Here is a 16,034-nt window from a genome sequence, read left to right as displayed (position 1 = left end):
CGCGCGATGGCCGGGCTGACACCATCGGGGGGATGGGATCCAGACGAGACGCGGTGGCCGACACTGCACTGTTGGTGGCGGCGATCCGCGCCCGCGAATCAGCCCGGGAGGATCGGCTGTTCACCGATCCGTTCGCCGACAAGCTCGCCGGCGAGACCGGCCACCGGATCCTCGAAGCGGCGCTGGCCACCTCAGGTGAGCGCACCACCATGCAGATCGTGGTACGCACCCGATTCTGGGACGATGCCCTGCAGCATGCAGCCTCATCCTGCCGACAGGTCGTGCTGGTCGCCGCGGGTATGGACGCCCGGGCCTATCGGCTGAACTGGCCGGCAGGCACAGGAGTGTTCGAGCTCGACCAGCCGGCTGTCATCGCCGCGAAGAACGCGTTACTCGCCGACACCACCCCCTCGTGCACGCGGGTGCCGATCGGGGTCGATCTCGCCGACGACTGGCCCGCTGTGCTGCGTGCGGCAGGCTTCGACGCGACGGCACCCTCGGTGTGGCTGACCGAAGGCCTCTTGCAATACCTGGACGAAGAGGCGGTGCATCGACTCTTCGAGCGCATCGACGCGCTGGCGGCGCCGGAGTCGGTGCTGTGCTACGACGTCGTCGGGAAGTCGTTGTTGGAGGCGCCGTTCATGGCGGAGCTGCTGAAGTCGATGGCCGCCAACGGAGCGCCCTGGCTGTTCGGCACCGACGATCCCGCGGAATTGCTGCGCGATCGCGGGTGGTCAGCCGACGTCACCGATATCGCAGAACCCGGCAACCGGTGGAATCGCTGGTACGCCCCGGTCACACCCGCAGATGTACCGGACACGCCGCGTGGATACTTCGTCGTGGCGAAGAAGCGCCTCGCCGAACCTGTTGTCATCGAGCAAAAGTCCGAGTAGACGTGTCGACAGCGACAGGCTCGCCGAGCGACTAATCCTCGAGCTTCTTACCGCTGTGCATCTTGAGGGCGTCGTTGACGTTGGCCTTCTTGTCTTCGGCCTGGCCGGCCTCGGCGGCCTTCTTGCGCTTGGACACGACCTTGGTGACGACGCCGTCGAGCTTCGAGCCCAGCGGGAAACCGAGGTAGTGGGTCAGGAAGATCGCCATCTCCTTGAGTTCCTCGGGCGTGAGCTCCTCGTTGTGCAGGGCGGCGTTGGCCTGGATCTCGGCCAGATCCGAGATGCCCAGGGCAGTGACGACGGTCAGCGTCATGATCCGCTTGTCCCGCATGGACAATCCCGGCCGCGTCCAGATCGTGCCGAACAGGTGGTCGGCGGTGAGCGCGAAATAGTCACCCGGCGAGTCCGGCATCTCCCAGCCGTAGACCTCGTTCATCTTGTCCAGCCCCTTGCGGCGCAACTCGTCCATCGTCACTCCTTCGTATAGGGGACACCGAGACCGGCGGCCAGGTCCCGTAGTGCTATCTGCGCCAACGGCAGTTCAACGCCGTTGGCCTCACCGAGACCCAGCGCCAGCGTCAGATCCTTCTCGGCCAACCCCCGGGTATGGATGAACATGTCGTAGACGAAGTGGTCGGGCTGCAGCGGTTTGGTGTCGTCACGGACCATGATGGCACCGGGGCCACCGCTCTGTGCGTCGCTGTGCCGGACCACCCGGCCGAGTTTCTGCAGGTCGATCCCGGCTGCCTCGGCGAGCTTCGCTGCCTCACACGCGGCGGCAAAACCGATGAAGGTCAACATGTTCCGGGCCAGCTTCATCCGGGTGCCTGCTCCCGGCTCGCCGGCGCGGACCACCATCGATGCCCACTGCTTGAACACCGGCTTGACCAGTTCGTACGCGTCGTCATCGGCGCCGACCATGACCGCGAGCTCGCCCTTGCCTGCGGCCCCCGCGCCACCGCTGACCGGCGCGTCGACGACGTGAATGCCTTTGGGGCGCAACTGCTCCGCCAGCTCGGATGCGGTGTCCGGCTCGATCGTGGAATGAATCGCGATGACCGTTCCCGGCTTGGCGTGCTCGGCGAGCTGACCGACGACGTCGCGCACCTGCTCGTCGTTGAGCACGGTCACTTCGATGACGTCGGCTTTCGCCACATCGGCGACGCTGTCCGCCAGCGTGGCCCCGAGTTCGGCCAGCGGCGTCATGGCCTCGGTCCGCACATCGAAGACGATGAGTCCACCCGGCCATTCGACGAGCCGCTTGGCCATCGGCGCACCCTGGTTTCCCAGCCCGATGTAGCCGACCTTGAGGTCGCTCATGAGCGGAAGATCTGTCCGCCGTCGACGTTGAAGATCTGGCCGGTGATCCACTTGGCTTGATCCGACAGCAGGAACAGACACATGCCCACCAGATCGTCGACCTCACCCATCCGTGACAACGGGATTCCCTTGACGATGTCGGCGACCATCTCCTGCGGAGTGGTGGTGCGGTTGGCCTCGGTGTTGATCGGGCCGGGCGCGATCGCGTTGATCCGGATGTTCTGGCCACCGAGTTCGGTCGCCAGCTGTTGGGTGAGGCTGTTCACTCCGGCCTTGGCCAGGCCGTAGAAATTCGAGTACAGCCATGCCGCCGTTGACGATTGGTTGATGATCGCACCGCCGCCGCGCTTGGCCATCTTCCGGTAGACCGCGCGGGTGCATACCAGCGCGCCGTCGAGGTTCACGCTCATGAACTTCTTGTAGTAGTCCCAGTCCACGGTGATCAGGAAGTCCAGCTTCATCCCGCCGAAGATCGCGGCATTGTTCACCAGGTAGTCGATGCCGCCGAACTCGGCCAGCGTCTGATCTGCCATCGCCTTGGCCGACACCGGGTCGCTGACGTCGACAGGCAGCGCGAGCGCGGTGCCGCCCTCACCCAAGATCCCGTCGGCGACTTTCTGCGCGCCTTCGATATTGATGTCGGCCACCACCACGGCCGCACCCTCCCGGGCGAGGGCCTCGGCATAAGCCTGGCCGATCCCGCCGCCCGCGCCGGTGACGATGGCCACCTTGTCGTCGAACTGTCCCATGTAGGTTCCTCTCTAAGATTCGCGTGCCAGTGGGGCCACTCGAAGTGACTACACCGCTGTGGCAATAACTTTCAGCTCGAGGTACTCCTCGAAGCCGGCCAAGCCCATTTCCCGGCCGACCCCGGACTGCTTGTAACCGCCGAACGGCGCGTCCGCGGAGTACCACACCCCACCGTTGACGTTGACCGTGCCGACCCTCAGCCGGTCCGCGACCGCTTGGGCGCGCTCGGGATCGCCGCTGAACACGCTGCCCGACAGGCCGAACGGCGAATCGTTGGCGATGCGGATCGCGTCGTCGTCGCCGTCGTGCGCGATGACCGTCAGCACCGGGCCGAAGATCTCCTCGCGCGCCACCCGGGCACTGTTGTCCAGTCCGGCGATCACCGTCGGCTCGATGAAGTACCCGGTGTCGCGATCGGCCGGCCGGCCACCACCGCACGCGAACCGGCCACCTTCTTCGATCGCGAGGTCGAGGTAAGACTGCACCCTGTCTCGTTGACGCTCGGAAATGACTGGGCCGCAAATGGTTCCGGGATTCGTCGGATCACCCGGCTTGATACCAACCATGGTCGCCGCGGCGGCCTCGACCGCTTCGTCGTAGCGCGCCCGCGGCACCACCAGGCGGGTGGTGATCGCGCAGCCCTGGCCGGCGTGCATCGAGGCGGTGAATGCTGCCATCGAGCACGCCCCGGCCAGGTCGGCGTCGTCGAGCACCAGGAATGCCGACTTGCCGCCGAGCTCCAGAAAGACCTTCTTGATGGTGGCCGCGCCGGCGGCCATCACCGCGCGGCCGGTATTGGTCGAGCCGGTGAACGACACCATGTCGACCCGCGGGTCACTGGACAGCAGCGCCCCGACCGAGTGGTCGTTGGAAGTGACGATGTTGACGACACCCGGTGGGATATCGGTGTACTCGGCAATCAGTTCGCCGAGGACCGCGGCGCACCACGGGGTATCGGGTGCGGGCTTGAGGACGATTGTGTTGCCCGCCGCCAGCGCGGGGCCGAGCTTGGCGAGGTTGATCTGGTGCGGGAAATTCCACGGGGTGATGGCGCCGACGACGCCGACCGCCTCCCGGACGATGGTGCGCTGGGTCTTGATACCCATCGGCGAGGCGACACCGAGATCTTGCCGCCACGAGTAGGCCTCGGCGGTGTCGGCGCTGAAGGACAGGTCCTCGACCGGCCCCTCGAGCTGAGCGGCCGCGGTCAGCATGCGCGGAGCACCCACCTCAGCCATCGTCATTTCGCGCAGCTCCTCGACGTTGGCTTTCATCGCGTCGCGAAGCTGACGGATGCCCCGCACCCGAAGTTCGGTGTTGGTCGACCAGTCGGTGGTATCGAAGGCACGGCGCGCGGCGTCGATGGCCCGACTCATGTCCTCGGCATCACCGTCGGCGGCCGTCCCCAAGATCTCCTCAGTCGCCGGGTTGATCGTCGGATATCTGCCGTTGCCACCCGGCGCCAGCTTCCCGTCGATGAAGAGATCGCTGTTCCTGTCGGCCGCAATCGCCATCCCGACTCCCGTCTACTTCGTTGGACACGTGTCCGAGATTCCGTCTTCCGCACCATAGTCGCAGACGCGTCCGTGGTGCAAGACTCTTCAGTAAAGCCACCTCGATTGTGCTTATGAACTGGCACTTCAGCGCAACCACTTGCCTACGGTGGCATCAGTCCGATAACTTGGACATGTGTCCAGCGATGCCGTGCTAGCCGTCACCCCAGATGGTGACGACGCACCGCGCAATCGCCGCCAGGAAGAAACGTTCCGCAAGGTGTTGCGGGCCGGCATGGAGATGCTGCGCGAAACGTCGTACGCCGATCTGACGGTGCGGGCCGTCGCGGCTCGCGCGAAGGTGGCACCGGCAACGGCCTACACCTATTTCTCGTCGAAGAACCATCTGATCGCCGAGGTGTACCTCGATCTGATGCGACAGGTTCCCTACTTCACCGACGTGAACGACACCCGCCTGCACCGCGTCCAGCAGTCGCTTCGCAGCCTGGCGCTGATGGTGGCCGACGAGCCGGAGTTCGCCGCGGCCTGCACCACCGCTGTGTTGAGCAATGATGCCGGCGTGCACCCGGCGCGCGACCGCATCGGGGCCGAGATTCACAAACGAATCAGGTCGGCACTGGGGCCGGACGCCGATCCGCAGATCGTGTCCGCATTGGAGATGACCTACTACGGCGCACTCGTCCACGCTGGTACCGGTGCCATGAGCTACCACCAGGTCGCCGACCGGATTGGCTATGTCGCGGGACTTATTTTGGGAGAGAACGAATGAACGTACAGAGTCCAGACGTGGTGCTGGATCCCTACAACTACGACTTCCACGAGGACCCCTACCCGTATTACAAGCGGCTGCGCGACGAGGCTCCGCTGTACTACAACGAGGACCTCAAGTTCTGGGCGCTCTCCCGGCACCAGGACGTGATTCAGGGTTTCCGTAACAGCACCACGCTGTCCAACAAATACGGCGTCTCGCTGGACCCGGTCTCCCGCGGCCCGCACGCATCCAAAACGATGTCGTTCCTGGCCATGGACGATCCCTCGCATCTTCGCCTGCGGACCCTGGTCTCAAAGGGGTTTACCCCTAGGCGGATTCGTGAGCTGGAGCCCCGCGTCACCGAGATCGCCGTCAAACACCTCGACACGATGATGGAGAAGGCTGCCGCCGGCGAAACCGTGGACTACGTCGACGAGTTCGCGGGCAAGCTGCCGATGGACGTCATCTCCGAACTGATGGGAGTGCCCGAAGCCGACCGTGTTCAGGTCCGGGCCTGGGCCGATGGCGTGATGCACCGTGACGAGGGTGTCACCGATGTGCCGCCGGAGGCCGTCGAGGCGTCGCTCAACCTGATCGTCTACTACCAGGCGATGGTGGAAAAGCGGCGCAAGAACCTGACCGACGATCTCACCTCGGCGCTGCTGGAGGCCGAGATCGACGGCGACCGGCTCACCGACGACGAGATCCTCGGCTTCATGTTCCTCATGGTCATTGCCGGTAACGAGACCACCACCAAACTGCTTGCCAATGCCGCGTTTTGGGGCCACAAGAACCCCGATCAGCTGGCCGACGTCTATACCGACCTGTCCCGGGTGCCGCTGTGGGTCGAAGAAACCCTGCGCTACGACACGTCCAGCCAGATCCTGGCCCGCACCGTCGCCGGTGAACTGACCCTCTACGACACCACCATTCCCGACGGCGACGTGGTGCTGCTCCTGCCGGGATCGGCGCACCGCGACGAGCGGGCATTCGAGAACCCCGACGACTACCTCATCGGCCGTGACATTGGCGCCAAGCTGCAGAGCTTCGGCAGCGGTGCGCACTTCTGCCTGGGCGCCCACCTGGCCCGTATGGAGGCACGAGTGGCCTTGGAGGAGTTGCTCAAACGCATCCGTGGTTATGAAGTCGACGAGGCCAACTCGGTACGCGTCCACTCCAGCAACGTCCGCGGTTTCGCCCATCTGCCCATCACAGTGCAGTCTCGCTAGAAGGAGCCGTTGAATTGCCCCGTTTTGCTCCCCTTCCCGACCGCCGGCCCGCCATCGTCGCCGGCGCCTCGTCCGGCATCGGAGAGGCCACCGCGTTCGAGCTCGCCGCGCACGGGTTCCCCGTCGCGCTGGGTGCCCGCCGACTCGACAAGCTCGCCGACATCGTCGGCAAGATCAATGCCGACGGCGGCGAAGCAGTCGGCTTTCACCTCGACGTCACCGACCCTGATTCAGTGAACTCGTTTGTCGCACAGTCAACTGAGGCGCTCGGAGAGATCGAGGTGCTGGTGGCCGGCGCCGGGGACACCTACTTCGGCAAGCTCGCCGAAATCACCACCGAGGAGTTCGACTCACAGCTGCAGATCCACCTCGTCGGCGCGTTCCGGTTGGCCAACGCGGTGCTGCCGGGCATGCTGGAACGCCAGCGCGGCGACGTGATCTTCGTCGGCTCTGATGTGTCGCTGCGCCAGCGTCCCCACATGGGCGCCTACGGTGCGGCCAAAGCCGCGCTGGTCGCGATGGTGACCAACTTCCAGATGGAGCTCGAAGGCACCGGTGTGCGTGCCTCGATCGTGCACCCCGGCCCGACGAAGACCTCGATGGGCTGGAGCCTGCCCGCCGAGAAAATCGGCCCCGCACTGGAGGATTGGGCCAAATGGGGACAGGCCCGACACGATTACTTCCTGCGTGCAGCCGACCTGGCCCGCGCCATCACGTTCGTCGCGGAGACGCCGCGCGGCGGGTTCATCGCGAATATGGAGCTCCAGCCCGAAGCTCCGCTGGCCGACAACAGAGACCGCCAAAAACTCGCCCTTGGCGAGGAAGGGATGCCGTCGGCGGGCACGAGCGAAGCGAGAAGGGAATCGGCACTGTGACGATCACCAAGGAAGTGCAGCGCGTCTCGGGTGGCGAAGAGGAACACGGCCATCTCGAGGAATTCCGCACCGACCCGATCGGCCTGATGAAGCGCATTCGCGAGGAGTGCGGTGACCTCGGCTGGTTCCAGCTCGCCGACAAGCAGGTCATCCTGCTGACCGGCACGGAGGCCAACGAGTTCTTCTTCCGCTCCCCCGACGCCGACCTCAACCAGGCCGAGGCCTACCCATTCATGACGCCGATTTTCGGTGAGGGGGTGGTGTTCGACGCCGACCCCGAGCGTCGCGCCGAGATGCTGCACAACACCGCGCTGCGCGGCGAGCAGATGAAGGGCCACGCCGCCACCATCGAGGGCGAAGTCCGCAAGATGATCGAGAACTGGGGCGACAGTGGAGAAATCGACCTGTTGGAGTTCTTCGCCGAGCTGACTATCTACACCTCGACGGCGTGCCTGATCGGGTGCAAGTTCCGCAACCAGCTCGATTCCCGGTTCGCGAACTACTACCACCTGCTCGAGCGCGGCACCGATCCGCTCTGCTACGTCGACCCCTACCTGCCGATCGAGAGCTTCCGCATCCGCGACGAAGCCAGGGTCAACTTGGTGGCGTTGGTTCAAGAGGTCATGAACGGGCGCATCGCCAACCCGCCGACCGATAAGACCGACCGTGACCTGCTCGACGTGCTGGTCTCGATCAAGGACGAAGAGGGCAATCCACGCTTCTCGGCCAACGAGGTCACCGGCATGTTCATCTCGCTGATGTTCGCCGGCCACCACACCAGCTCGGGCACCTCGTCGTGGACGCTCATCGAACTGCTGCGCCACCCCGACTACTATGCCCAGGTCCAGCAGGAACTCGACGACCTGTACTCCGATGGTCAGGAGGTGAGTTTCCATGCGCTGCGCCAGATTCCGAAGATCGACAACGCCCTCAAGGAGACTCTGCGGCTGCACCCACCGCTGATCATCCTGATGCGGGTGGCCCAGGACGAGTTCGAAGTGCAGGGCTATCCGATCCACAAGGGTCAGATGGTCGCCGCCTCACCGGCGATCTCCAACCGCATCCCCGAGGACTTCCCCGATCCGGACTCCTTCGACCCGGACCGCTACGAGAAGCCCCGGCAAGAGGACATCGTCAACCGCTGGACGTGGATTCCGTTCGGCGCCGGCAGGCACCGCTGCGTCGGTGCGGCGTTCGCCCAGATGCAGATCAAGGCGATCTTCTCGGTTCTGTTGCGCGAGTACGAGTTCGAGATGGCACAGCCGCCCGAGAGCTACCGCAACGACCACTCCAAGATGGTCGTCCAGCTGGCTCGGCCCGCTCGGGTCCGGTACCGCAAGCGCACATCGTAGGAGTCAGCCATGGGCAGTTACCGTGTGGAGCTTGATGCCGATCTGTGCCAGGGGCACGCGATGTGCGAGCTGGAAGCGCCCGACTTTTTTCGGGTTCCCAAGCGCGGTGCGGTGGAGATCCTCGACACCGAACCGCCCGACGACGCACGGCCCGATATCGAACGGGCCGTCGAGATGTGTCCCACCCGTGCCCTAGCCATTACCGAGAAAGAGAAGGCGGAACAATGACTTCATCCTCCAAACGCGAAGCACTCGAAGACTGGGCCGACCGCTGGCTGCAGGCCAACAAGGACAGCGAGAAGGCCGGCGACTGGAAGAACCTGGCGGAGTTCTACACCGATGACGCCACCTACGGCTGGAACATCGGGCCCAAGGAAGACGTCATGTGCGTGGGCAAGGACCAGATCCGCGACGTCGCGCTGGGCCTGGAGATGGAAGGCCTGGAGAACTGGGTCTACGAGTACCAGAAGGTCCTGATCGACGAGAAGCAGAACGAGATCGTCGGCTTCTGGAAGCAGATCGCGCACAAGAGCGACGGTGGCACCGACGAGATCTACGGCATCGGCGGCAGCTGGTTCCGACTCAATGACGACCTGTTGATCGAGTGGCAACGCGACTTCTTCGACTTCGGCCACGTGCAGAAGGCCTTCGTCAAGCTCATCTCCTCCGGTGACCTCACGCCGACCATGCAGAAGCGCATCGAGCGCAGCGTCGCGGGCGAGAAGCTGGCTGGCTACTACCCCCTCGGTGAGGCCCCCGTTCCGATCTGGTGAATACTCGACAGGTGTCAAGTAATGGCCCCCGGCGGCGACGCGGAAGGTGACGGAGGTCATAATGGTCAACAGAGCAGGAACACGTTCTAATTTTGGCCTAGATTGACCATCCGGCACGGCCGGCCGCCCTGGAGGAGACCGGGGTCGGGTTTCGCGAGTGGAGGTTCGCTGTGAAGACAAAAGGTGCTCTCATCTGGGAGTTCAACCAGCCGTGGTCGATCGAGGAAATCGAGATCGGCGACCCGGTCAAGGACGAAGTCAAAATCCAGATGGAAGCTTCGGGCATGTGTCACTCGGACCATCACCTGGTCACCGGTGGCATCCCGATGTTCGGTTTCCCCGTGCTCGGCGGGCACGAAGGCGCCGGCGTCGTCACCGAGGTCGGACCGGGTGTTGAGGGTCTCGAGCCCGGCGATCACGTCGTGCTGTCCTTCATCCCGTCCTGCGGTGCATGTCCGTCCTGTCAGGCCGGTATGCGCAATCTCTGCGATCTGGGCGCCGGGCTGCTCGGTGGGCAGGCCGTCTCCGACGGCACCCACCGCATCACAGCCAAGGGTCAGCCCGTCTTCCCGATGACACTGCTGGGCACGTTCTCGCCCTACATGGTCGTCCACAAGAGCTCGGTGGTGAAGATCGACAAGTCCATCCCGTTCGAGGTGGCCTGCCTGGTGGGCTGCGGTGTCACCACGGGCTACGGCTCAGCGGTACGCAGCGGCGATGTCCGTCCCGGTGACGACGTGGCGATCGTCGGCGTCGGCGGCGTCGGTATGTCCGCGCTGCAGGGTGCGGTCAACGCGGGCGCCCGCTACGTCTTCGCGATCGACCCGGTGGAGTGGAAGCGTGATCAAGCGCTGAAGTTTGGTGCCACCCATGTCTACCCCGACATCGAGTCGGCGGCCGCGGGCATCGCGGAGACCACGTGGGGCTTGATGGCCAAGAAGGTCATCGTCACGGTGGGCGAGCTGCACGGCAAGGATGTCGACAGCTACCTGGGCATCACGTCCAAGGGCGGCACCTGCGTGCTGACCGCGATGGGCAGCATCATGGAGAACGAAGCCAATATCAACCTGGCCATGCTCACCCTGATGCAGAAGAACCTGCAGGGCACCATCTTCGGTGGCGGCAACCCGCACTTCGACATCCCGCAGCTGCTGTCGATGTACAAAGCGGGCAAGCTCAACCTCGACGATATGGTCACCCGCCAGTACAAACTCGAGCAGATCAACGACGGCTACAAGGACATGCTCGAGGGCCGCAACATCCGCGGCGTCATCCGCTACACCGACGAGGACCGCTGACCTGCGCGTCTCGCCCGAGGACCTTCCGGGCCGTGCCCGCCTTGCCCTATGGCGCGGGCACGGCCCGGAATTCATGAAACGCCACCCATGAATGCCTTCCCGAATCTGTTGCGGCCCGGCCAGATCGGCCGGATGGAACTGCGCAACAGGTTCGTGATGTCTCCGATGGAGACCATGTACGGCGCCCCCGACGGGCTTCCGTCGGAACGCACCTGCGACTATTTCGCCGCCCGCGCCAAGGGCGGGGTCGGATTGATCACCGTGGGCGCCACCGGCATCGACCCCCTGCACCCGGAGACTCCGGGTGGGCTGCACCTCGGCACCGACGAGGCGGTGAGTGCGCACCGCGCGCTGGTCGACGCGGTTCATGAGCATGGCGCGAAGATCCAGCCGCAGATCGTGCACGCCGGCCCTGATGGGCTGGGCCCGGAGATGCACGGCGTCACTTCCCTTGGCCCGTCGGTGATTCCGTCCTACTTGACCGGGCGCCCGTCTGCCGAGGTGACCACTGCGCAGCTGACCGAAATCATCGACCTGTTCAAGGCAGCGGTCCGGCGCGCCGCAGAGGCGGGCTACGATGGCATCGAACTGCACGCCGCCCACGGCTATATGTTCCTGGGCTCCTTCCTTGCCCCGCAACGTAACCGGCGCACCGATGACTACCGCGGCGATTCGGTCAACGGCCGGATCGCGGTGGTGCTGCAGACGCTGGCGGCCATCAGGTCCGAGATCGGTGACGCCCTGCCCATCACCCTGCGGATCTCGGGCTACGAGCGGGTGGCCGGCGGGCGCCCGAGCTACGAAACTGCGCAGGTGGCACCGCAACTGGTGGCCGCCGGGGTCGACGCCTTTCACGTGAGCGGCGGTGTGATCGACCGGCTGGTCACCGGGATGGTCAACGCCGCCGACGACGGCGATGCGATCAATGTCGGCGCCGCCGCGGCAGTCAAGCAGGTGGTCGACGTGCCGGTGATCGCGGTGGGCCGCATTCACGACCCAGTTCGCGCCGAGCAGATCCTGGCCGAGGGCCGGGCGGACTTCATCGCCATGGGACGACCTATGCTCGCCGACCCCGAACTGGCCGCCAAGGTCCGGGCCGGACATGTCGACCGGGTTCGCCGCTGCATTTCGTGTGAGAACTGCATCGACGCCATGGAACAACGGTTTTCGGTCGACTGCGCGGTCAACCCCCGCACCGGCAAGGAACGGGAGCTGGCAGCGCACCCCGTCACCCACCGCAAGCGTGTCGTGGTCATCGGCGGCGGGCCGGGTGGCCTCGAAGCCGCCAGGGTGGCCGCCGAACGCGGGCACCGGGTCAGCTTGTTCGAGCGGAACGCGCAACTCGGTGGGGCGTTGGTGTGGGCGTCGATCCTGCACCCCGAGAACGAACCGTTCCTGAACTACCTGCGTAGCGAAATCGCATGCAGCACGGCGTCGGTGGAGCTGTCGCACCCGGTCGACGCCGAGGAGATCGCGGCCCTGGATCCCGATGCGGTCATCGTGGCGACCGGCGCCACCATGGTGGTGCCCGCCATCGAGGGCGATCACTGTCCGGGCGTACACAGCGGCCCCGCCCTCAACGAGCTGCTGGCCAGCGGAGCCCGTCCGCCAATAGGCCGGCGCGTCGTCATCGTGGGCGGCGGCCTCGCCTCGATCCAGCTCGCCGAATTATTGGCGGCCCAGGACCGATTCGTCACAGTTCTGGAGGCGGGTCGCACCATCGCCCCCGAGGTCGGTCTCAAACGCCGCACCGAGCACATGGACCGGCTCGACCGCCTGGCCGTTCCGGTGCATGTCCGCGCCGAGGTGCACCGCATCACCGACGACTCAGTGGCGTTCACTCCGTACGGCGGCACCCACCGGGAACTGTCTGCCGACAGCGTGATCATCGCCGGGTATCCCGAGGCGGACACCGCGCTGTTCGACGCGCTCACCGACCGGCTGCCCAGCGCCAAGCTGCATGCCGTCGGCGATTGCGCCGGGCTGGGACTCATCCGCAAAGCCACTGAAGATGGCGCTCGCGCCGCCTGCAGTATCTGACAACCAAGGAGAGGAATCATGACCACTACCGAACTGACACCAGCGCTGGCCGCCTCGCAGGCATCCTGGAAGTGCGTGATGTCGCACAACCGGGAAGGGTGGCTGGCCCTGATGGCCGACGACGTCGTCATCGAAGATCCGATCGGGCAGGCCATCACCAACCCTGACGGGGACGGTGTGCGGGGCAAGGAGGCCGTCGCGGGCTTCTACGACTCGAATATCTCGATCAACAACCTTCGCGTCACCTGCGAAGAGACGTTCCCGTCCAGCTCACCCTACGAGGTGGCCCACATCCTGGTGCTGCGCAGCCAGTTCGAGGGCGGTCTCACCAGCACGGTGCGGGGCGTGTTCACCTACAAGGTCAACGACGCCGGTCTGATCACCAACATGCGCGGCTACTGGAATATGGACGGCATGCAGTTCGGCCAGGCTTCAACCGACGGTGAATGAGAAGCCGCTAGCAGGGTTCGGCACGGTCGTCGTCGGCGGCTCGCGAGGTATCGGCGGCGCCGTCTCGGCATTGCTGGCCGACCTCGGTGCGGGTGTGGTGGTCAATGGCCGCGATGCGACGGCCGCTGAAGTGACAGTCGCCACCATCAACAACGCCGGTGGGCGTGCCGTGGCTCACGCCGGTTCGGCGGCCGACGAGGCCGTCGCCGAGGACTTGATCACGCTGTGCGAGAAAGAGTTCGGCGCGGTCGACGCGCTGGTCAACTGTGCGGGGGCACCCGAGCCCCCTGGGTCGTCGATCCTGCGTGTCACACCGGCCGAGTTCCGCGACCTCATCGACGTACACCTTGGCACCGTGTTCGCCACCTGCCGTGCGGCAGCACCGAAGATGGTGGCCAGGGGCCGCGGCGCCATCGTCAACACCAGTTCCTTTGCGTTCCTGGGTGATTACGGTGGCACCGGATATCCGGCAGGCAAGGGCGCGGTGAACGGGCTGACCATGGCCATCGCAGCGGAATTGGCCGAGCACGGGGTGCGGGCGAATGTGGTATGCCCGGGCGCGAAGACTCGGCTGTCCAGCGGAACCGACTACGAGGAACAGATCGCCTCGCTGCAGCGGCGTGGCATGCTCGACGAGGTCAGCGCTCAAGGAGCCCTCGACGCGCCCGCGCCCGAATATGTCGCCGCGATGTACGCCTACCTGGTCAGCGACCTCGCCAGCAAGATCACCGGACAGATCTTCATCGCCGCAGGCGGTTTCGTCGGTCGATTCGATCGACCCTCCCCCAGTCTGATCGGCTACCGGGATCACCACGGCAGCCCACCCTGGTCGATCGACGAGATCGCGGCGATGTTGGCCTGAGCTACGTCGTCAGGTCGTAGATCAGTACCCTGCCGACATACATGGGCGTGAAGTTGCGCTGAACCCATTGCTGGATGAGCGCATTGGAGTCCAGGTGCCCCCAGCGGTCCTCGTGCACCGGGTTGGTGACGATGAAATAGTGGATCCGCTTGGACAACGCGAGACGCAGGAAGGCATCGGGTGCCGGCGATGGATCGGTGCCGTTGAAGCCACCGACAGGCATCACCGGGTAGCCGCTGGCCAGTTGATAGCCCGCCGCACAGACCGATCCGATGGTGGCGGCCACCCAGGTGTACCGCTGCGCATTGGCGTCGAGTAGGTCGACCAGGCGCCGGTCGGGCACACCCGAGTCCAGCAGCGTGCACCCCGCCAGATGCATCCCAGAGCCGGGTGATCCTGCTGGCAGCAGGAATCCGGGTCCGGTGGCCGCCCGAATCTCAGCCCGCTGGACTGGTCCGATGCCCTTGGTCATCGCGGTCACGACCCGGGGAACCGGTCCGGCGATCGGCATCGCACCAACGTTGCCGCGTACCACCGTCGTGACGCTGTAGGCGGCCTGGCCACCGAGAGCAACCAGCGCCGCGACCGCGACGATCAGCGGTGTCGGGATGCGGCGGATCATCGCGGCCAGCAGCACGACCGCACCGACCGGGACCGCCCACCGCAGCCATGGATGGTAATCGCGCACATGCCGCAGCACGAGCACCGATGTCGCCGTGGTGAGCACCACAACTGTCGCCAATACACCCTTGGCCCAGCTTTTTTCACGTTCCCGCCAACACACGACAGTCCCGATGCCGATCAACGCCGCGAGCGGCGGGGCCAGCGCAACCGTGTAATACGGATGGAAGATACCGGCCATGAAGCTGAACACCAGCCCAGTCGTCAGCAGCCACAACACCCAGACACCCACCGCGGCCCGCTGCCCGTCTCGCCGCGGCGCGCGGGCGCACCAGACGAGCAGCGCGATCGCGAAGACCAGTGCGGCAGGCAACAGCCAGCCGATACCACCGATCTGCTCCGGTTCGAACAGCCGGCCGATCCCGGGCTGCCCCCAGGGATGTCCCGACGTCCGGCCACCCAGGTGGACCGGTGAGATGAAACCCGGTGAACCGGTGCTGCCCGGCTCGTCACCGTTGAGCCGGCCGATCCCGTTGTAGCGCAACGTCAGCTCGAGAATCGAGTTGGTCTGCGTCCCACCGATCCACGGCCGCTTGCCCGCCGGCCACAGCTGCACCAGCAGCACCCACCACCCCGCGGCGACCACGGCCGCACCGAGTCCGAGTATCAGCTGCCCGGCGCGGGCGAGCAGCGATCGCGGTCCGGCCAGCAGATAGGTGACCGCCAGCGCCGGGATCACGAGTGCGACCTCGAGCTGTTTGGTCAGATACCCCAGCCCCAGGCAGGCACCGCAGAGCAACAGCCAGCGCAGCCGGCCGTCGTCGACTGCCCGCAGCAGCGCCCACACCGCGGCGATCATCAGCAAGACCAACAGAGCGTCGGGGTTGTTGAAGCGGAAGATCGTCACCGCCACCGGAGTCAGCGCCAGCACCGTGCCGGCGATCAGTGCGGCCGTCTCCCCGAACGACCGGCGCACGGTGCCCCACAGCAGCGCCACCGACCCGACCCCGATGAGGGCTTGGGGTACCAGAATGCTCCACGTGTTGAGGCCGAACATGCGGATGGCCAACGACGGAAGCCACAGTGACAGTGGGGGTTTGTCGACGGTGATCGAGTTGGCCGCATCCGACGAACCAAACAGGAGTGCTTTCCAGGATTGTGCGCCGGCCTGGGCGGCCGCGGAGTAGAACGCGTTGGCCCAGCCCGACCGGTCCAGGTCCCACAGGTAGAGTACCGCCGTGCCAGTCAACAACATCAGCAGCGCCCACCGGTGCGAGGTCGTCGGCGCGCGGCGCGGAATAGCCTG

General features: G+C 65.5%; 16 protein-coding genes. 11 read left to right on the top strand and 5 right to left on the bottom strand.

The features are described 5' to 3' along the window. The first annotated feature begins 32 nt into the window (after positions 1–32). Positions 33–893 (top strand): SAM-dependent methyltransferase, encoded by an 861-nt coding sequence (locus tag G6N38_RS14430; protein ID WP_163748531.1) that lies wholly within the window; start codon positions 33–35, stop codon positions 891–893. Positions 894–924: 31 nt separating this feature from the next. On the opposite strand, the gene G6N38_RS14425 is transcribed toward G6N38_RS14430, so the two are convergent. From G6N38_RS14425 to G6N38_RS14410, 4 genes are read right to left on the bottom strand one after another with little or no spacing between them, the layout of a single operon-like run. Further along, positions 925–1,362, bottom strand: coding sequence for a carboxymuconolactone decarboxylase family protein (locus G6N38_RS14425; RefSeq protein ID WP_163748530.1), 438 nt, complete (start codon positions 1,360–1,362; stop codon positions 925–927). 2 nt (positions 1,363–1,364) lie between these two features. After that, a complete protein-coding gene (locus tag G6N38_RS14420; protein WP_163748527.1) occupies positions 1,365–2,213 on the bottom strand; it encodes an NAD(P)-dependent oxidoreductase in 849 nt (282 codons plus the stop codon). Further along, positions 2,210–2,962 carry an SDR family oxidoreductase gene (locus G6N38_RS14415; protein ID WP_163748525.1) on the bottom strand — a complete coding sequence of 251 codons (753 nt, stop codon included), beginning with the start codon at positions 2,960–2,962 and terminating at the stop codon, positions 2,210–2,212. Before G6N38_RS14415 ends, G6N38_RS14420 begins: the two co-directional genes overlap by 4 nt. Before the next feature lie 48 nt (positions 2,963–3,010). Beyond that, a complete protein-coding gene (locus G6N38_RS14410) occupies positions 3,011–4,477 on the bottom strand; it encodes an aldehyde dehydrogenase (RefSeq protein ID WP_163748523.1) in 1,467 nt (488 codons plus the stop codon). Positions 4,478–4,652: 175 nt separating this feature from the next. On the opposite strand from G6N38_RS14410, the gene G6N38_RS14405 reads away from it, so the two are divergent. The 10 genes from G6N38_RS14405 to G6N38_RS14360 all read left to right on the top strand — a co-directional run bounded on the left by G6N38_RS14405 (position 4,653) and on the right by G6N38_RS14360 (position 14,107). Further along, positions 4,653–5,246, top strand: coding sequence for a TetR family transcriptional regulator (locus tag G6N38_RS14405; protein ID WP_163748521.1), 594 nt, complete (start codon positions 4,653–4,655; stop codon positions 5,244–5,246). Then, positions 5,243–6,457, top strand: a complete 1,215-nt coding sequence (locus G6N38_RS14400) for a cytochrome P450 (protein WP_163748519.1) — start codon at positions 5,243–5,245, stop codon at positions 6,455–6,457. Before G6N38_RS14405 ends, G6N38_RS14400 begins: the two co-directional genes overlap by 4 nt. A 14-nt stretch (positions 6,458–6,471) precedes the next feature. After that, complete coding sequence (locus G6N38_RS14395) at positions 6,472–7,332, top strand: SDR family oxidoreductase (protein WP_163748517.1); 861 nt, start codon at positions 6,472–6,474, stop codon at positions 7,330–7,332. After that, positions 7,329–8,684, top strand: coding sequence for a lanosterol 14-alpha demethylase (locus G6N38_RS14390; protein WP_163748515.1), 1,356 nt, complete (start codon positions 7,329–7,331; stop codon positions 8,682–8,684). The genes G6N38_RS14395 and G6N38_RS14390 overlap by 4 nt, the downstream gene beginning before the upstream one ends. Before the next feature lie 9 nt (positions 8,685–8,693). Further along, entirely contained in the window at positions 8,694–8,912 is a 219-nt protein-coding gene (locus G6N38_RS14385; RefSeq protein WP_163748513.1) for a ferredoxin, read from the top strand. Next, complete coding sequence (locus tag G6N38_RS14380; protein WP_163748511.1) at positions 8,909–9,457, top strand: nuclear transport factor 2 family protein; 549 nt, start codon at positions 8,909–8,911, stop codon at positions 9,455–9,457. Before G6N38_RS14385 ends, G6N38_RS14380 begins: the two co-directional genes overlap by 4 nt. Positions 9,458–9,627: 170 nt before the next feature. Continuing rightward, positions 9,628–10,755 (top strand): NDMA-dependent alcohol dehydrogenase, encoded by a 1,128-nt coding sequence (locus G6N38_RS14375; RefSeq protein WP_163748509.1) that lies wholly within the window; start codon positions 9,628–9,630, stop codon positions 10,753–10,755. 87 nt (positions 10,756–10,842) lie between these two features. Then, positions 10,843–12,795: an oxidoreductase gene (locus G6N38_RS14370; protein ID WP_163748507.1), complete on the top strand. Its 1,953-nt coding sequence runs from the start codon at positions 10,843–10,845 to the stop codon at positions 12,793–12,795. Positions 12,796–12,813: 18 nt separating this feature from the next. Then, on the top strand, positions 12,814–13,245 hold the full coding sequence (locus G6N38_RS14365; protein WP_163748505.1) for a nuclear transport factor 2 family protein: 432 nt from the start codon (positions 12,814–12,816) through the stop codon (positions 13,243–13,245). After that, positions 13,238–14,107 carry an SDR family NAD(P)-dependent oxidoreductase gene (locus G6N38_RS14360; RefSeq protein WP_163748503.1) on the top strand — a complete coding sequence of 290 codons (870 nt, stop codon included), beginning with the start codon at positions 13,238–13,240 and terminating at the stop codon, positions 14,105–14,107. Before G6N38_RS14365 ends, G6N38_RS14360 begins: the two co-directional genes overlap by 8 nt. Position 14,108: 1 nt before the next feature. Here G6N38_RS14360 and G6N38_RS14355 read toward each other — a convergent pair whose 3' ends face one another. Then, a complete protein-coding gene (locus tag G6N38_RS14355) occupies positions 14,109–15,983 on the bottom strand; it encodes a glycosyltransferase family 39 protein (protein WP_246227924.1) in 1,875 nt (624 codons plus the stop codon). Between the last annotated feature and the right edge of the window lie 51 nt (positions 15,984–16,034).

This window comes from Mycolicibacterium helvum, assembly GCF_010731895.1.
Classification (GTDB): domain Bacteria; phylum Actinomycetota; class Actinomycetes; order Mycobacteriales; family Mycobacteriaceae; genus Mycobacterium; species Mycobacterium helvum.
Note: the sequence above shows the minus strand (reverse complement) of the source record. Positions and strands in the feature narration are given on the sequence as shown.